Annotated in this window: 16 protein-coding genes; 9 read left to right on the top strand and 7 right to left on the bottom strand. The window is 40.0% G+C overall.

The features are described from left to right. Nucleotides 1–176: 176 nt before the first annotated feature. Entirely contained in the window at nt 177–1,619 is a 1,443-nt protein-coding gene (locus CWC17_RS14505) for a sensor domain-containing diguanylate cyclase (protein WP_138613658.1), read from the top strand. A 10-nt stretch (nt 1,620–1,629) separates the two neighbouring features. On the opposite strand, the gene CWC17_RS14500 is transcribed toward CWC17_RS14505, so the two are convergent. Further along, on the bottom strand, nt 1,630–2,502 hold the full coding sequence (locus CWC17_RS14500) for an SMP-30/gluconolactonase/LRE family protein (protein WP_138540288.1): 873 nt from the start codon (nt 2,500–2,502) through the stop codon (nt 1,630–1,632). 352 nt (nt 2,503–2,854) lie between these two features. On the opposite strand from CWC17_RS14500, the gene CWC17_RS14495 reads away from it, so the two are divergent. Next, nucleotides 2,855–3,691, top strand: a complete 837-nt coding sequence (locus tag CWC17_RS14495) for a patatin-like phospholipase family protein (protein ID WP_138540289.1) — start codon at nt 2,855–2,857, stop codon at nt 3,689–3,691. Here the strand turns inward: CWC17_RS14495 and CWC17_RS14490 are convergent. The 3 genes from CWC17_RS14490 to CWC17_RS14480 are packed head-to-tail and all read right to left on the bottom strand — an operon-like array spanning nt 3,683 to nt 5,798. Beyond that, nucleotides 3,683–3,922, bottom strand: coding sequence for a hypothetical protein (locus CWC17_RS14490; RefSeq protein WP_138613656.1), 240 nt, complete (start codon nt 3,920–3,922; stop codon nt 3,683–3,685). The two genes, CWC17_RS14495 and CWC17_RS14490, sit on opposite strands and share 9 nt — an antisense overlap. Further along, nucleotides 3,919–5,514, bottom strand: coding sequence for a PepSY-associated TM helix domain-containing protein (locus tag CWC17_RS14485; protein ID WP_138613654.1), 1,596 nt, complete (start codon nt 5,512–5,514; stop codon nt 3,919–3,921). Before CWC17_RS14485 ends, CWC17_RS14490 begins: the two co-directional genes overlap by 4 nt. Next, nucleotides 5,511–5,798, bottom strand: coding sequence for a hypothetical protein (locus CWC17_RS14480; RefSeq protein ID WP_138613652.1), 288 nt, complete (start codon nt 5,796–5,798; stop codon nt 5,511–5,513). The genes CWC17_RS14485 and CWC17_RS14480 overlap by 4 nt, the downstream gene beginning before the upstream one ends. Nucleotides 5,799–6,283: 485 nt before the next feature. Here CWC17_RS14480 and CWC17_RS14475 point away from each other — a divergent pair, with 485 nt between their 5' ends. From CWC17_RS14475 to CWC17_RS14465, 3 genes are all read left to right on the top strand, one after another. Then, entirely contained in the window at nt 6,284–6,505 is a 222-nt protein-coding gene (locus tag CWC17_RS14475) for a hypothetical protein (RefSeq protein WP_055014458.1), read from the top strand. 184 nt (nt 6,506–6,689) lie between these two features. Further along, a complete protein-coding gene (locus tag CWC17_RS14470) occupies nt 6,690–8,717 on the top strand; it encodes a hybrid sensor histidine kinase/response regulator (protein ID WP_138613650.1) in 2,028 nt (675 codons plus the stop codon). 17 nt (nt 8,718–8,734) lie between these two features. Continuing rightward, entirely contained in the window at nt 8,735–8,986 is a 252-nt protein-coding gene (locus CWC17_RS14465) for a hypothetical protein (protein ID WP_138540294.1), read from the top strand. A gap of 111 nt (nt 8,987–9,097) precedes the next feature. Here CWC17_RS14465 and ahpF read toward each other — a convergent pair whose 3' ends face one another. Together ahpF and ahpC are read right to left on the bottom strand one after the other, a co-directional pair. Beyond that, nucleotides 9,098–10,681, bottom strand: coding sequence for an alkyl hydroperoxide reductase subunit F (ahpF, locus tag CWC17_RS14460; RefSeq protein ID WP_138613648.1), 1,584 nt, complete (start codon nt 10,679–10,681; stop codon nt 9,098–9,100). A 156-nt stretch (nt 10,682–10,837) separates the two neighbouring features. Further along, entirely contained in the window at nt 10,838–11,407 is a 570-nt protein-coding gene (gene ahpC, locus CWC17_RS14455; protein ID WP_055014462.1) for an alkyl hydroperoxide reductase subunit C, read from the bottom strand. A 256-nt stretch (nt 11,408–11,663) separates the two neighbouring features. Here ahpC and CWC17_RS14450 point away from each other — a divergent pair, with 256 nt between their 5' ends. The 3 genes from CWC17_RS14450 to CWC17_RS14440 all read left to right on the top strand — a co-directional run bounded on the left by CWC17_RS14450 (nt 11,664) and on the right by CWC17_RS14440 (nt 13,377). Then, complete coding sequence (locus tag CWC17_RS14450) at nt 11,664–12,083, top strand: DUF3429 domain-containing protein (RefSeq protein WP_138613646.1); 420 nt, start codon at nt 11,664–11,666, stop codon at nt 12,081–12,083. 67 nt (nt 12,084–12,150) lie between these two features. Continuing rightward, nucleotides 12,151–12,549, top strand: coding sequence for a hypothetical protein (locus tag CWC17_RS14445; protein WP_138613644.1), 399 nt, complete (start codon nt 12,151–12,153; stop codon nt 12,547–12,549). Nucleotides 12,550–12,552: 3 nt separating this feature from the next. Further along, nucleotides 12,553–13,377, top strand: coding sequence for a class I SAM-dependent methyltransferase (locus tag CWC17_RS14440; RefSeq protein ID WP_138540297.1), 825 nt, complete (start codon nt 12,553–12,555; stop codon nt 13,375–13,377). Here CWC17_RS14440 and CWC17_RS14435 read toward each other — a convergent pair. After that, the gene (locus tag CWC17_RS14435) at nt 13,372–14,982 is read right to left on the bottom strand and encodes a GMC family oxidoreductase (RefSeq protein ID WP_138613642.1); all 1,611 of its coding nucleotides are present in this window, start codon (nt 14,980–14,982) and stop codon (nt 13,372–13,374) included. The genes CWC17_RS14440 and CWC17_RS14435 overlap by 6 nt on opposite strands. 101 nt (nt 14,983–15,083) lie before the next feature. Between CWC17_RS14435 and CWC17_RS14430 the strand changes: the two genes are divergently transcribed. Beyond that, nucleotides 15,084–16,100, top strand: coding sequence for an AraC family transcriptional regulator (locus CWC17_RS14430; RefSeq protein WP_138613640.1), 1,017 nt, complete (start codon nt 15,084–15,086; stop codon nt 16,098–16,100). Nucleotides 16,101–16,123: the final 23 nt, after the last annotated feature.

The following is a 16,123-nucleotide window of genomic DNA, read 5'->3' as shown; positions in this document are numbered from 1 at the left end:
TAAATTGCAAATAAGCCGGCAGATGGCTTAGAGTAGAAAAGGGCAATGATATACAGTTGCAATTGTAATACGAAGCACCTTTAAACGCACTAAAAACTTAGCAAAATTGCTAAAACTGTACTAAACAATATATAAAGGGAATAACACATTCTATAAACAAGCAACTGGAGCAATGAGTGGGCTTAAAACAATTAGAGGATATTTGGAGTACTGTTAAGCTTATTCCATTTGCTGTTGTACTTTATGATGTTAAAAAGCACACCTATAAAGCAAACTCGCAAGCCCAGCTTATATTTGACCTACCTGAAAAACACACCCTAAACAAGGCTGATTTTGAGCACCTTAAGTTCAGCAGCCCTGAGAGTAGAAAACAATTTACAATTGAGCAATTGTTTGAAAAATACTTGGTGATAAATACTAACTGCCACGTATTATTACAAAAACAAACGAAAAGCCTGTTGCTAAATGCCAAACTCGCCCAGTTAAATAAACACTTACATATAGCAACGTTTGAAGTTATTGAGCACAACCAAGATGCGCAATATAACTTTGATAAAATAATCTCAAAAATTTCTACTGATTTAATAGATATTCAAAATGACAATATTGATACGCATATAGGGTTTGCACTTAAAGCCATTGGCACTGTTTGCCATGCCGATAGAAGCTACTTATTTAAATTCTCTGAAGATGGTAAGTCAATGCATAATACTCATGAATGGGTTAATCAAGGCATTCAAGCGTTTAAAGAACAGCTACAACATGTCCCAACAAACTCACTCCCCTACTTCGCCAATTTAATGGATACCACGCACTTATTTAAAGTAAATGATGTTGCCAGTCTCCCTATAAAAGCAACTAAAGAAAAACAAGAACTCGAGCGTGAAGGGATTCAATCAGTATTATGTATTGGCCTTCGCTACGATAAAGAGCTGGTAGGCTTTATAGGTTGTGACTGTGTAAAACAAAAACGCGAATGGACAGACCTAGATTTAATTAGAATAAAGCTTGTAGGCGAGATAATTGCTAACGCATTTAAAAATTTAAATTACAAGCAAGAACTTCAACGCATACAACAGCAGCTAATAACTGCGAATCAAAAGCTCAACCAACTTGTAAATACCGACAGCCTCACCTCAATTGCAAACCGGCGATGTTTCGACAAAGCACTAGAGAGTGAAATTAAGCGCTGCGCACGTGCTGAACAACCCGTTAGTTTAATTATGTGCGATATAGATTTCTTTAAAAACTACAACGACAGTTACGGCCATCAGCAAGGCGACGAAGCCTTAGTAAAAGTAGCAGCTGCGCTTAAGGCGCAATGCCGACGCGAGGGCGATTTAACCGCACGCTATGGAGGTGAAGAGTTTGCCGTAATTTTACCGGCAACTAATGAGCAAGACTGCCTGCACTTTACCCGCTTAATTCAACAAACAATTAAAGCGGCAGGCATAAAACACAATAAATCTAGTGTAAGTGAGTACCTAACGTTAAGTATTGGTTTTTATTCTGCCATGCCGGATAAAAACAGCACACCGCAATGCTTTATAAATAAAGCCGACCAAGCACTCTACAAAGCAAAAGAAACAGGACGAAATAAGGTGTGCCAATTTAAATAACTAAATTCAATCATAGCATCACGGGCGGCTCAAGCTGCCCGTTTTGTATGCCTGTTATTTTAAATACATTACCTTGTAATGATTGGTTAGTTTTTACATTACTATCATCTGCGGACGTTACAAATAGCCACTGTGCGTTATTGCCACCAAACGCCACGCTTGTAGGCTTTTTAGCGGGTAATGGTTGTGTTTGTAAAACTTCCCCATTTGGGGATAAACACACAACGCAGCCCATATCCCACACTGTAAGCCATAAATTCCCTTGTGCATCAATCACACAACCGTCTGGGTCCACTTCAGTATTTTTAAATTGATAAAAAACACTCGCTGGTAAAATAGGCTCACCACTTTGTGGGTGTACATTCAAAGAAAAAATACAACTGGCTTTAGAGTCGCAGTAATACGCGCGTGAGCGTGCTTTATCAAAACAAAGACCGTTGGGGATGGTTAACCCTTGCACCACACAATTAAGCGAATTTTGATAAAATCGGTAAATTTTTCCCCCGCCTGAGCGGGCGCTTTTATCCATAGTACTTAGCCAAAACCCACCCCAAGGGTCGGCTCGGCCATCGTTTGAGCGTCGTGTAGGCTGGGTGTTTTCTAAAAATGTAAGCGTTTGGCGCACCCCAGAAGCTATATGGTATTTATAAATACCCGTACTGGTGCCAATAATAAGGTGTGCCTTGTCAAGCCACGCTAAGGCCGAAACCGTATCTTGCATTTCAACTTGAGTTAATGAGTCAGGTTTTGTTAAACACATACTCAGCAAGAGATTTTTTTCTATGTCTACCCAAAATAGCGTTTCAAGCAAAGGGTGCCAAAGCGGGCTTTCACCTAACTTATTTTGTAGATTACTAAATACGGTCACATTTGAGTCAGTCATAAATAACGATTCTTTATTATTAACAAAGTCTTGTATTAATAAATACTTTATCAGAAATACCCAGCACTTACGATTAATCAAAACACATTAACAATTAAACGCGTTTTCTAAGCTAAACAGTGCACTAATACTAAATAACTTAACTAAGTAATTTAGTCTCAAATAATAAACATGTAGATGACGGGTTAAAGTTTCGTAATTCGTCTGTTTATATCAAAATTTTTTAGCGCCGTTAGCATCACGTTTCATTCCTTAAATGAATTAAGTATATGACAAATGGGTTAATTATTTTAAGCATTTGATCGCGCTTTACTTAGTTAGTTGGTAATATCATCTAAAGGGAGGTAATAGTATGATTAATAATAACAATAAACATTCTTTAGTGGTCGAGGGAGGAGCAATGCGCGGTATTTTTGCCGCCGGGGTGCTTGATGAGTTTTTAGCGCAGCGTTATCAGCCTTTTACTGATTATTTTGGGGTCTCTGCTGGCGCTACCAATATAGCCGCTTATTTATGCCAACAACCTAAACGAAATTACCATGTGATTACCGATTTTTCGTGTCGGCCAGAATTTATTAACTTAGCGCGCTTTATCAAAGGCGGACACTTGTTTGATTTAGACTGGCTATGGCAAGCAACTATTGATGAGATACCGCTTAACACAGACACTTTTGCAAAAGCGGCTCATGAATTTTATATCGTCTCCACCGCCATCACCACAGGGCAACCTCAATACCTAAAAGCAACGAGCGATTTAATGATAGAGCAACTTAAGGCATCGTGTGCTATCCCTATTGCGTATCGCAACTACCCTATTATTAATGACATTGCGATGACCGATGGCGGCGTAGCAGACTCTATTCCTGTTATAAAAGCTTACGAAATGGGCGCTGAAGAAATAACCGTCGTACTTTCTCAGCCATTAGGTTATAGAAAAAAGCCAAGTAAATCCCAGTGGTTAACTAAAAAACTATATAAAAACTACCCAGCTCTCATAAAAAGCGCGACGAACAGAGCGCACGTTTACAACAGGAGCATAGATTTTATTAATAACCCGCCTAAAGATTGCAAAATAAATGTCATTGCCCCACCGCCTCAATTTAGAGTGGGCCGTACAACCAAAAACGTTAAACGGCTCAACGATGGGTATAAAATGGGAATTGATACAGCCAAAGCCTTTTTAACTTAAGCGCTGTTTACCTAAAGACACCGTAACCAGTATGCCCATTACGGTCAACGCTGCAATGGTGCATACAACACCCGCTATTATAGCGTAAACATGTATAAAACATGCCAAGGCAATAGCTGTTAAAACAAAACAGTACAGCCATTTATGGATTACTTTGTAGTGCTTACTTCTCATTAATAATAAAGCAGCTAGTAAACACATTAATGCAATCACTATCACCAAAGTATTCATGCTGTTTTTACCTCTGTAAGTGGCATTGCTGCAGAGTGTGTTTTTAAGTACCCCCATAAAAACGCCAGCCCAACAATTAAAAAGCTGATATCGGTAACTACTACCAAGGTACTGTTTGCGTTAATAACATTATTTACACCTAACACGCTATTAAGTGGTAAAACACTCATTAGTGACAGAGCGCAAAATAGCACAGTGGCTTTAAAGTAGCTTTTATAGTTTTGCCAAAATATGGCAATAATTAGCCAAACTAACCACGAGTAAAAAAATAACGGCCCAAAGTAAGCGTTGTGCTCAGCACCTGCCACGGCATAATTTAAAAGTATTTGCATAGGGAATAATACACAACAGGCAAGCACTAAACCGCCGCAACTACCTATAATAAAGCGGTTCCACTTTGCATATACGCCAGCACTAAGCGTTGGTGTGCTACCTCTGCTACGCTTTGCTAACCACATCATCATGCCTGAAAGTGGCATTAAGGCGCATGCTAAACCAAGCATTACCCAAAGTAGTTTCACAAATAATCCAGCAAAATTACCAAAGTGTAGTGGGAAGAGTATTTCAATAATTTTAATTGATACCCCTGCTATATCGCCAAAGCTACTCATTGAAGCGATGTATTTCCCTTGTCCATTGTAATGCAATAGCTGAGAAGCCACAGCCTCGCCTCCTAAAAGACGTAAATACACTTGTGCGTTAGCATCGTTATGCGCCATTACCGTGGCATCTAAAATAACCGCATGTGGGTAGCGTTGTTGCGCATCACCTAAAATAGCGGTTATGTCAGTTGGCTGATTTATATGACTAATTATAGGCTCAGGAATAGCTGTAAAGGTTTCTATTAACTTATCTTGGTCGCCACCAAAACTAACAAAAGCGGCGGCAGGTAGTAAAATTACAGTGGCCAGGCCTAAAAATGCGCCGCTAAAGCCAATTACAATATTAAAAATATTGCCCCAAATGCCCATTACTTTGTGGCCGTCACTAATAGTGACATCAAAACCTTTGAGCCATCTAAAGGTAAACAGCTCTTTAATTAATTTACGGTGAATAAATAGCCCCGTTACCGTACTTACTAATAACGTTAAGCCCAAAAAGCCAGTTAAAATAAGGCCTATAGGGCGCCCTAAATGTAAGTCAGCATGAAACTCAGCAATGTAACTAGCTGCATCTGTTTTTCTGTTGGCATAATATTGCTTACTTGGACCATAGTAGGTATTTACCAATGCTAAGCTTGCTGGGTCAAATTCAAATGCTCTAAGTACTTCTTGCTGGTAATTTTCATCACCATGGTGAGACTCGAATACTAAAGCAAGTAAGTGAAAATTATGCCCGGTCGGCATAAATACATGAATATTTTCACCAAACTCTTCGGGTACTTGTGCGTGGTAGGTATTTACTAACGAATTAATTTCACTATTAGGAATATGTTGAGTTTGATGCAACGATTGGTTAGCCCAAATTTTAAGCTCGGGTCTGGCAAGTACTGCAAGCGCACCAGTAAAAGCTACAATAAATAATAGAACAGCTGTAACTACACCCACCCAGCTATGTAATAGGAATAGCTTTTTTAATGTAATTGATTTCATCCTTGCCCCTGCATTAATGCTAAATAACTTAAAACTCCATGCACTAAACACAAAGTGATCATGAGTAAAAATGGTTGCCATGCTTTTTCGCTAATGTAGGCATAGATAAATAGCCCTACCCAAATAATGGGAAACAGTAAAATAGGCAGTAAAATTTGTTCACTCATTTGAAAGGGTAAATAGGTAGTCATACCGGTGATCATTACCGTAGCGGTCACCAGTGCTAATACGCACGCCATAAAATGGCGACGCTTTGTAGCGCTAAATGTTTTTTTATTATTCATTTTTAGCTCGTTTAAAAAAGTAGCAAGCGCACACCTTTGCGCATGCAAATAACAATTGTTCGCATTATATTGCGTATTTGTGAATATATGCAACAACTTATCGTTCTAATAAAAAACAAGCATACAATTACCCATCAATAGCAAACTCAATGCGCTTAAACTAAAAGTAGGTAACAGTCCAATACCAACTACAACAATAATGATCAGCCAGAGCTTGACTGCTTTGTAAGTAGTTAGACAACAATGCATGGGGCAGCTACTTTTAAATAGTACAAAGTATGTACCCTTAATGGGCTTAAATAGTATGGCGCTATCGAGCACATTAAGAATCCACGTTAAAAGGTAAGCTTTAATTTTTAGTGTCACTATTACTAATAATTGTTACGTTGTGAGCGCCTAGGCAATAAAAGCTAAAAGCCACTGGGCTACGCCTTCAATAAGCTGTAAAATTAACCGTTATACATTTGGTTATATGAGAGAAAATTATGAGCGATAAAATTAATCCAGAAGCGTTACACGCGCTAAAAATTGCATTCACTTACATGCCACAAGCGATTGAAGTAACAAAATACGAATATGGAGAGCGCTATCAAACGGTGCTTGACCATATTGAAGCTGTGCGCGAAGTACTACTTATTAACGATGTTGATCCGGAGGAAGTCGGTGGCGACATAAACCCAGAATACACGCCTAATTCAACATATTAAGTAAGCTAAATTTTGCTAATGACATACATCCATTAAGCGCGTGTATTAATTGCATAACCGTCTTTACTTCATAAATTTTTCAACGGTTTGTCTCTATTAGTATAAACTGTAACAAACTGGCTAAACAATTATGCCTATCTGCCGATACGCATAGCGATATAAAAATAAAACTAAGGTAATTGCAGTGAATTTTTTAAGGCGTTTTCACGATATAGTCTCAAACCAAACACTAGATTTTGACTCCAAAATAAAAAGTCTACTTGAGTTTGGTCTAGAAGTGTTTAGCCTTGATATAGCAATAATTAGTAAAATTGAAGCTAATACCTACACAGTACTCCACGCTATAACACCCGATAACAGTTTAGTTACAGGTACACAATTTGAGTTGGACGGCACCTATTGTGTTCATACTTTATCTGCAGGCTCAGCGCTTTCGTTTCATAAAGCTTCACAAAGCACGATTGCAAACCACCCTTGTTACATAAACTTTCAACTTGAATCCTACATTGGTGCACCCATAAAAATAGCTGATGAAACATTTGGCACCGTTAACTTTTCATCCCCTAACGAGTCAACTGCATTTAGCGACGAAGCGTACGATTACATAGAGCTATTTGCACAGTGGCTAGGATCTGAATTTGCAAAAATAGACACTAAAGAGCAGCTTTTAAAAAATAGCTACACCCTATCTAAGCTTGAAAACATCGCCAACATTGGCACTTGGGAAGTCGATTTAATCGAAAATAAAGTGTATTGGAGTAAGCAAACTAAACGTATACACCAGGTTGCCGATGACTATCAGCCAATCATTGATAATGCAGTTGAGTTTTACAAAGACGGCTCAAGCAAAGATGCTATAAATCAAGCAGTTGAAAATGCTATCAACAAAGGAGAAAAGTGGAATTTAGAGCTTGAGGTTATTACTGCACAAAACCAAGAAATTTGGGTCTCGACCTTTGGAGAAGCCGAATTTCATGAAGGCAATTGCATAAGGCTATTTGGTACATTTCAAGACATAACCGAATCTATATTACTTAGAGAAGAACTTAAAAAGAAAAAAGCCGAAGCAGAACATATGTTAGAAGATAGAAGTATGCTATTTGCTAAAATTAGCCATGAGTTACGCACCCCTCTAAATGGCATAACCGGCATGCTCACCACCCTAATAGATGAAAAAAACACTGAAAAACGAGACGAAAAAATAAAAATAGCGCTACGCAGCGCTGACATTTTACTTAACATAATTAATGAAGTACTCGATTTTTCTAAAATTAATCATGGTGAGTTAAAGCTAGAGCCAACCGATGTACTGCTAAAAACCATATTTAGTGACTTAGCGTCTTTATATACCCCCTTATTTAAAGAAACCAGTGTTGAACTAATGATAGAAAATACGATTGATGATAGCTGCTGGGCTTTTTGCGACAGTACCCGCCTTAGCCAAATTACCTCTAACTTATTAAGTAACGCATTAAAGTTTACCGAGCAAGGCCAAGTAAAACTCAACACCCAGCTCATAAATAATAACGATGCGTTATCTCTTGGTATCACAGTTTCTGATACTGGCCGTGGAATGACCCCCGCTTTTTTAGAGTCTTTATTTTCGCCGTTTACACAAGAGGTTGATGCTAAAAACAATAAAGGAGGCACTGGTCTTGGCCTAGCAATTATAAAAGAGCTTGTAGAATACATGGGCGGCACAATCACAGTGACGAGCGAGCTAACAAAAGGCTCTACGTTCAGCATTAATATTCCGCTAGAGCTTGGTAAAGAACAAATAATAGATGATATTCAATCAAAAATTGAGCTAAACAACCACTCGCTCAGTGTGCTTATTGTAGATGACAACGATATAAACCGCCGTGTGCTTGATGCCTCTCTTGATAAGTTAAACGTAAAAGCCGACTGCGCCATTGATGGTCAAGACGCTATTTTTAAGTGCAAGCAAAAGCATTACGACCTTATTTTTATGGATTGCATTATGCCGATCTTGGATGGCTTTGAAGCAACCAAAACACTAAGAGCGCAGCGTATTTGCCCTAAAGAAAGCACCTACATTGTAGCCCTTACAGCCAACACCTCCTCGCAAGATAAGTTAGCTTGCCAACAAGCGGGCATGGATATGTTTGTCTCTAAACCGTTTAAGCTGCCGCAGATTGAAAAAGCGCTTGCCAATGCGCTCGAGCATACAACTAACGTTAACTCGCTATAATTTAGTAAGGACATACTATGAGAAATATAATAAGAACATTACTTTTTACTGTACTGTTTTTAGCCATATTTAAAGGCATTTCTACAGGGCAATGGGGGTCATCAATAACCGTTGTTATTGTATCAAGCGTATTGCTATTAGTTACGTTTATCAGTGGTAAGGCAGCACAAGGCCGTTCAACTTATACAAGCACTGACTCTTCAATTTATGTTAGCAATAACTCACACTCTAATAATGATTGCGGTGGGGATTCTGGTGGCTGTGATTAATAGAGGTATTGTTATAAACATTAAAAAAGCCGCCTTTGGAGAGGGCGGCTTGGGTTAACAAACAGCATTTGGGTGTACCTTTAGCTGTTACATCAAGAGACGATTTGTCTATTAAGCTGCATTTTGGTCTTGATTGCTTTGCTCGCTGTGGCGAATTAAGTAATCAAACGCGCCTAAGCTTGCTGTTGCACCACTACCCATTGCGATAATGATTTGTTTAAATGGCGTATTTGTCGCGTCACCCGCACCGTAAACGCCCGGTAACGTGGTTGCGCCTTTAGCATCAATTTCTATCTCGCCAAATTTGCTTAGTGTAAGGTCGCTCTCTTTTAACCATTCGGTATTAGGGATCAAACCTATTTGTACAAAAATACCTGCAAGTGCTAATGATTTTTCCTCGCCTGTTACACGGTCAGTGTAATTAAGTCCGGTTACTTTTTTACCATCGCCTACCACTTCAGTGGTTTGTGCATTTTTAATAATAGTGATGTTACTTAAGCTATTCGCTTTGCGAACGAGTACTTCATCAGCGCGCAGCGTATCAGCAAACTCAAGTACAGTTACATGCTCTACAATGTTGGCTAAGTCGATTGCCGCTTCAATACCTGAGTTACCGCCCCCAATAACGGCAACTGGCTTACCTTTAAATAAAGGGCCGTCACAATGCGGGCAGTAAGCGACACCGTGGCCGCGGTATTCTTGCTCGCCAGGTACATTCATTTCACGCCAGCGTGCACCGGTGGCAAGTACTAACGATTTAGCTTTTAAAGTCGCACCGTTTTCAAGGGTAATTTCATAACCATTAGTACCGCGACTAAGCCCTGCTGCGCGTTGGTTATGCATTACATCTACATCATATTCCTTAACATGCTCTTCTAGCTGAGCAACAAGCTTTGGACCTTCAGTGGCTTTAACCGAAATAAAGTTTTCGATAGCCAACGTATCGGCAACTTGACCACCAAATCTATCGGCTACAATACCGGTGTTTAAACCTTTACGAGCAGAGTAAATAGCGGCTGAGGCACCCGCAGGGCCACCACCTACAACAAGTACATCAAACTCATCTTTTTCACTTAGTGCTGCAGCTTGCTTAGCTGCGCCTTTAGTGTCTACTTTATTTAAAATGTCGGTCAAGCTTAATGCACCTTGGCTAAATGGTTCGCCATTTAAGTACACAGCGGGTACTGCTAATATGTTGCGCTCTTCTACTTCGTCTTGAAAGAGTGCGCCGTCAATCATTGTCGCTTTAATATTGCTGTTTGTTGCGGCCATTGTATTTAGCGCTTGCACTACTTGCGGGCACGTTTGGCAACTTAAGCTTATGTATACTTCAAAATTAAGTTCTTGTTCGAGTGATTGTATTTGTTCAATGTCTTCGCTTTTGGCTTTACTTGCGTGACCGCCAGTGTGTAAAAGCGCTAACACTAAACTTGTAAATTCGTGGCCCATAGGTACGCCAGCAAACGTAATGTGGGTGTTTTTTTCAGGTGAATGCACAACCATAGATGGCCGACGTGCGCTCGAATCAGGGTTGTTAACTACCGTAAACTTGTCACTTAGCGAGGCTAAATCGTTTGCTAAGCTTTCTACTTCTGCTGATTTTTTGCTGTCATCCAAGGCAATAAGCAGCTCAACAGGTTGAGTAAGCGATTCAAAATGGCTTTTTAATTGATTTTTAATGTTGTTATCTAACATGGCTTAACCCTTTTTAGGAAAATTTAAACAGCAAGCCTCCCATGCCAACTAATGCATGTGCTAATGAGTCCGAGTTGAAATAGGAGGCACCAACAAACGAAATGATGTTGGTTTAAGGGCAGTTGCCTGCCCCTATAAAAGTGGGTAAACCTGTATTTAGATTTTACCAACTAGGTCTAGTGAAGGAGCAAGTGTGTCTTCACCTGGCTGCCAAGATGCAGGGCAAACTTCACCGTCATGCGTTGCAATGTATTGTGCAGCTTGTACTTTACGTACTAACTCTTTAGCGCTACGGCCAATACCTAGGTCATGCGTTTCGATTACTTTGATTTCGCCCTCTGGGTTCATTACAAACGTACCACGAAGTGCAAGGCCGTCTTCTTCAATCATAACGCCAAAGCTGCGAGTAATACGGCCAGTTGGGTCGCCAATCATTGGGAATTTAATTTTACCAATGGTGTCTGACGTGTCATGCCATGCTTTGTGCGTAAAGTGAGTATCAGTTGATACTGAGTAAACTTCTACGCCCATTTCTTGTAGTTGCTCGTAGTAATCAGCAACGTCGCCAAGTTCAGTAGGACATACGAATGTGAAATCTGCAGGGTAAAAGAAGAAGATTGACCACTTACCTAGTACGTCTTTTTCAGACACTTCTACAAAGTCACCATTGTGGTATGCAGTTGCGTTGAAAGGTTGAATTTTTGTGTTGATCAATGAAGTGCTCATAGTATTCCTCATTTATATTTAATGTATTAATTTAAGTTACCAAGCAAAGCTAAATTTATCGGCTAGCTCTGCTGGCTTGATTAATACAATAAGCCCGTTGATAAATTAAATAAAATTGATTGTTTAGATTAAAACAATCGATTTTTAGGATTGAACTATCTGACTGTACTATTCGTAAGTGATTAATTAGCTATATGTGATAAGAATACTGCTACAATAGCGGAGCTTAAAACACACAAACATAAGGCATGCCGTAATGGAAAAATTTGTTAATCATATTCAACTTGGCTATTTGGGGTTACTGCCCTTTTTAGGCTGTGTAGCGTGGCCGCTTATGTTTGGTAGCAACAGTATTAATCTTGAGTTTTTTACTTTTTACAGCATTGCCATATTAGCATTTATGGCGGGCAATTTATGGCGCGCTGGATTGCAAAGTTACAGCGATGCAATTAAAGCGGTTTTGCCCGTTATACCCGTACCATTTTTATCGTTTATTCCGCTGGAGTGGGCGCTTGCCTGGTTAGGGGCAAGTTTTTGGTTAGTGCTTATCTTTGAGAAAGCCACACCACAGTGGCAAACCTACCATCGTGATTATCAAAAAATGCGCTTTATTCTTACCTCAGTGGTATTTGTGTGTCACATACTCACCATTGGTATGAGCCTTTACCCAAAATAACCTTGCGCTGCTTAACCTACTAGGCGTAATAGTGTAACATCCGCGCACTGCTATTTAAGGACGCACCATGATTGATACATTACGCCAGCAGCTTAACGAGCTTGGCGAAAACTACGTAGAAAAAAACGCCGCTTTTAAAATTAAAGTTATTCCGTTTTTTTGCGCTATTAGCATTAAAAAAGATCACAAAAATGAAGGCCGGCTCAGCTTTTACTCAAATCAATTAATAGAAATACTGTTAGTGGTATTATTTATGTTGCTTGGGCTTACGCTTTATAACCCAGAAGCGGGTTTTACACATGGCCCTGTTCATATTGTGTTTGCTATTTTAATTACCTTTAATTTAATTTTAAAACAAATAGCCATTGAAGGGCTCAAAACACGCCTTGCGTTTTATCGTTTGCAGGGTGCTAATACAGCGCAACATGCGCAAAGTTCAGATCAAAACTCTCACACACCTAATTAAGTTATGTATTTAAATCCTAATTGGCGAATTCTCACCGTAGGCGATGGCGATCTATCGTTTTCACATGCGGTGGTTAACCATATAAAACCGACAAAGTTAGTCGCATCTACTTATGATAGCGCCGAGACAATAGAGCAAAAATACCAACATAATGCGCTCAGTAGTTTAAAAAAATGCAATGTTAAAGTTATTAATAGCTTTGATGTAACTGACCCACTATGTTGGCAAAAATTAGCGGCCCACCAACACAGCTTTGATGTGGTTATTTTTCAGTTTCCGCTTATTCCTGCCTTTGTAGGGCGCGAAGCATTTGAAAGCAACACGCAGAAAACCAGTATGAACGTGCTTAATCGTGCCCTGCTTCATCAATTTATTAAATATGCTAACCATTATGCGCTCGACAAAAGCGGCCCTATGCTATGCTACATAACCTCAAAAGATGTAAAGCCCTACCGCGAGTGGAATATTGAAGGCAGCTTAAGTATTGGCCTTGAAGCTAAATACGCGGGCCAAATGCCTTTTGATATTAACCAGTTTGATGGCTATAAAATAAGAAATGTAGACCGTGATAAGCACGTAAAAGACACCAGCGGCATTACGTATGTGTTTACGCCTAAAGCAACCTCGCTACACACAGACAAGCTAAGCACTCACCTTAAAAAACCTGCGTACTTAGGTGAAAATTATTGCTCGCTTTGTCGGGTAGGCCCTTTTATTGCCACCGAAGATGAAAACAAACACCTTAACGCTAAAAAGCATCAACAAATGCTTAAACTAGAAGATGACTGGCAGGCGTGGCTTACTGACTTTTACAACCGCACCTTATAACCCTGTTTTATAGCTCAATTTAATTAAATCAGCGGCCTTTTCAGCAATGGCGATAACCGGCGCGTTTGTGTTTCCTGTTACTATGGTTGGCATAATTGAGGCATCAATAACCCTTAAACTGCGTATCCCGTGAACTTGTAGCTTACTATTGACTACCGCCATTTTGTCGTTACCCATTTTACAAGTGCCAACAGGGTGGTATTCGGTATCGGCCGTTTGGCGTATAAACTCTATAAGTTGGGCATCGTTGTTTACATCAAGCGGGTAAACCATATTGCCCCGAATTTTATCAAAGGCACTGCTTTGCAAAATATGTAACGCTTTTTTAAGCCCCGCAAGCATGAGGGATAAATCATCAGGGTGGCTTAAATAATTAGGGTCGATAAGTGGCGCACTGCGTGGATTGCTATTGGCAAGCCTTATTGTCCCTCGGCTTTTGGGGCGCATAATACTGCTGTGAATACTATAGCCATGGCCTCGGTGAAGCTTGCGGCTATGATCGTCCACCAGCCCAATAACAAACTCAAGTTGAATATCTGGCGCGGGCGAATTATCCAACACATTAATAAACGCATGTGACTCAGCAAAATTACTGGTTAACACCCCCCTACGTTTATTAAACCACTGCGCACATCCTTTAATAATACTTGCAGCGCCTTTAACGCTTACCCCAAAGGTGCCTTTTGCTGTATTTGCTTTACACAAAGGCACCACAGTTAGGTGATCTTGCAAGTTAGTCCCAACGCCTTCTAGTGCATGCTTAAGCGCAATGTTATGCGCCTCTAAATGTGCTTTAGGCCCAACGCCTGATAGCATTAACAACTGAGGGGAATTAATCGTCCCAGCACTTAAAAGCACTTCTTTTTTTGCCAACAACGTCGTGGTTTTACCGCCGTGTTCTAGCTCTACCCCGCAAGCAATATTGTTATTGATTATAATTTTGTTAACGTGACTGTGGGTATACACGCTAAGATTTGGCCTGTTTAAGTTTGGTGTTAAGTACGCCTTAGCAGCACTGCAGCGCTCACCATTATGTTGTGTAACTTGCGAAAGCCGTGCTCCATGTTGCTCAGCGCCATTTATATCGTCGTTTAACTGTATTCCTTGCTCAACACAGGCGTTTAAAAAGCAGTCATTTACAGCACTTGGCTCAGTTAGCTCTTGTACATGCAATGGCCCTTGCGTGCCATGTAACGCGTTATTAAATGTTTTATTATTTTCGGCTTTTATAAAGTACGGTAATAAACTGTTATAGTCCCATCCAGGGTTACCATTTTTTTCCCAATTATCGTAATCGTATTTATTACCGCGTATATACACCATGGCATTAGTAGAGCTAGACCCACCAAGTACTTTACCCCGTGGCACAAAGCCACATCGGTTATTTAGCGCCTTTTGCGGTACCGTATTATAATGCCAACTATTTATGCCATATGGCACACTGGCCGCAATACCCGCGGGCATTTGTACTAAAGCACTCTTATCGCTCCCGCCCGACTCGATTAAACATACACTTATATGCTGATCCTCTGATAGGCGTGCAGCCAGCACGCATCCTGCACTACCTGCGCCAATAATAATGTAATCGAATGTCTGCTTAACCATGGGCACCTTTAAATTAACACAGTACAAAACACTATAGTGCATAGATTAATGCCACAAAACTTGATATTTTTAGACACCCCTTTAATTTACAGCGCCAGTGTATGAGCAGCCCAATACGTGCCACCTCTTTATATTCAATCGATTCGTTAATTAAAGAGCTTGGTGCAGAGCCAGCAAGCATACTGGAAAAATGTAAGGTCAATGTCGACTTTAACAACCTTGAAAACCACTATTTACCCTACCTCAGCTACGCAAACTTATTAGAATACTGCAGCCACACACTTAACTGCCCAAGCTTTGGACTTAAATTAGCAAATAAACAAAACTTTGATATTTTAGGCCACATAGCCATAGCCGCTAAAAGTGGCACTGACTTAAAAGAAGCGCTCGATTGGGTTGTAAAATATTTACACTTACACAGTCCAGCATTATGTTTAACAACCCACGCATTAGATAATGACGAGACCTTATTTTTATCATTTGAATTTAACTTAAAGCCACTACCACAAATAAACCAAGCGATAGAGCTGACGTTAGGCTTAGCCATAAGCATAATTAAGAAATTAAGTAATAATCAGTGCAAGCCCCGCACTGTATTTTTACCGCAAAAGCTACCTGCTAATACACACGCATACAAAACCTATTTTGGCTGTAAAGTAATAGAGCATCGTAATAGCGCGGGCATTGTAATAAACAAAGCCGACTTATCAATTAAACTTAGCCACAGTAGCCTCAATAAAACCGATGCCGCGTTAAGTTTTTTAGCTAAACGCGGTGCGCATAGCCATTCGTTGCCTGCCCAAGTAAGCGCATTAATAAGACCAATGCTGCCTATTTATCAGTGTTCAAATCAAACCATCGCTGCGGCTCTTAACATGCACCCACGTACTTTGCACCGAGAATTGGCAAAACATAACACCAGTTTTGTAAAGCTCAAAGACACCACACGTCGTGCGCTGGCGGCGCATTATTTATTACAAAAACACTATTCTATCAGCACTATTTCAATGCTTTTGGGCTACCAAGAACAAGCAACCTTATGCGCAAGTGTTAAACGCTGGTTTGGCGACTCTCCTAGGGCGTGTCGAACTTTGTGGATTGAAATTTATTCAATCTAGGGGCGATTTAATCGCGGCGCGAG

The organism is Pseudoalteromonas sp. S3785, from assembly GCF_005887365.1.
Taxonomy (GTDB): domain Bacteria; phylum Pseudomonadota; class Gammaproteobacteria; order Enterobacterales; family Alteromonadaceae; genus Pseudoalteromonas.
This window is presented reverse-complemented; position numbering and strand designations above follow the sequence as displayed.

What these genes read in the sequence shown, in the direction of transcription:
- CWC17_RS14500 (WP_138540288.1), bottom strand. Translation starts at nt 2,502, where the DNA reads ATGACTGACTCAAATGTGACCGTATTTAGTAATCTACAAAATAAGTTA.
- CWC17_RS14495 (WP_138540289.1), top strand. Translation starts at nt 2,855, where the DNA reads ATGATTAATAATAACAATAAACATTCTTTAGTGGTCGAGGGAGGAGCA.
- CWC17_RS14490 (WP_138613656.1), bottom strand. Translation starts at nt 3,922, where the DNA reads ATGAATACTTTGGTGATAGTGATTGCATTAATGTGTTTACTAGCTGCT.
- CWC17_RS14485 (WP_138613654.1), bottom strand. Translation starts at nt 5,514, where the DNA reads ATGAAATCAATTACATTAAAAAAGCTATTCCTATTACATAGCTGGGTG.
- CWC17_RS14480 (WP_138613652.1), bottom strand. Translation starts at nt 5,798, where the DNA reads ATGAATAATAAAAAAACATTTAGCGCTACAAAGCGTCGCCATTTTATG.
- CWC17_RS14475 (WP_055014458.1), top strand. Translation starts at nt 6,284, where the DNA reads ATGAGCGATAAAATTAATCCAGAAGCGTTACACGCGCTAAAAATTGCA.
- CWC17_RS14465 (WP_138540294.1), top strand. Translation starts at nt 8,735, where the DNA reads ATGAGAAATATAATAAGAACATTACTTTTTACTGTACTGTTTTTAGCC.
- ahpF (WP_138613648.1), bottom strand. Translation starts at nt 10,681, where the DNA reads ATGTTAGATAACAACATTAAAAATCAATTAAAAAGCCATTTTGAATCG.
- ahpC (WP_055014462.1), bottom strand. Translation starts at nt 11,407, where the DNA reads ATGAGCACTTCATTGATCAACACAAAAATTCAACCTTTCAACGCAACT.
- CWC17_RS14450 (WP_138613646.1), top strand. Translation starts at nt 11,664, where the DNA reads ATGGAAAAATTTGTTAATCATATTCAACTTGGCTATTTGGGGTTACTG.
- CWC17_RS14445 (WP_138613644.1), top strand. Translation starts at nt 12,151, where the DNA reads ATGATTGATACATTACGCCAGCAGCTTAACGAGCTTGGCGAAAACTAC.
- CWC17_RS14440 (WP_138540297.1), top strand. Translation starts at nt 12,553, where the DNA reads ATGTATTTAAATCCTAATTGGCGAATTCTCACCGTAGGCGATGGCGAT.
- CWC17_RS14435 (WP_138613642.1), bottom strand. Translation starts at nt 14,982, where the DNA reads ATGGTTAAGCAGACATTCGATTACATTATTATTGGCGCAGGTAGTGCA.
- CWC17_RS14430 (WP_138613640.1), top strand. Translation starts at nt 15,084, where the DNA reads ATGAGCAGCCCAATACGTGCCACCTCTTTATATTCAATCGATTCGTTA.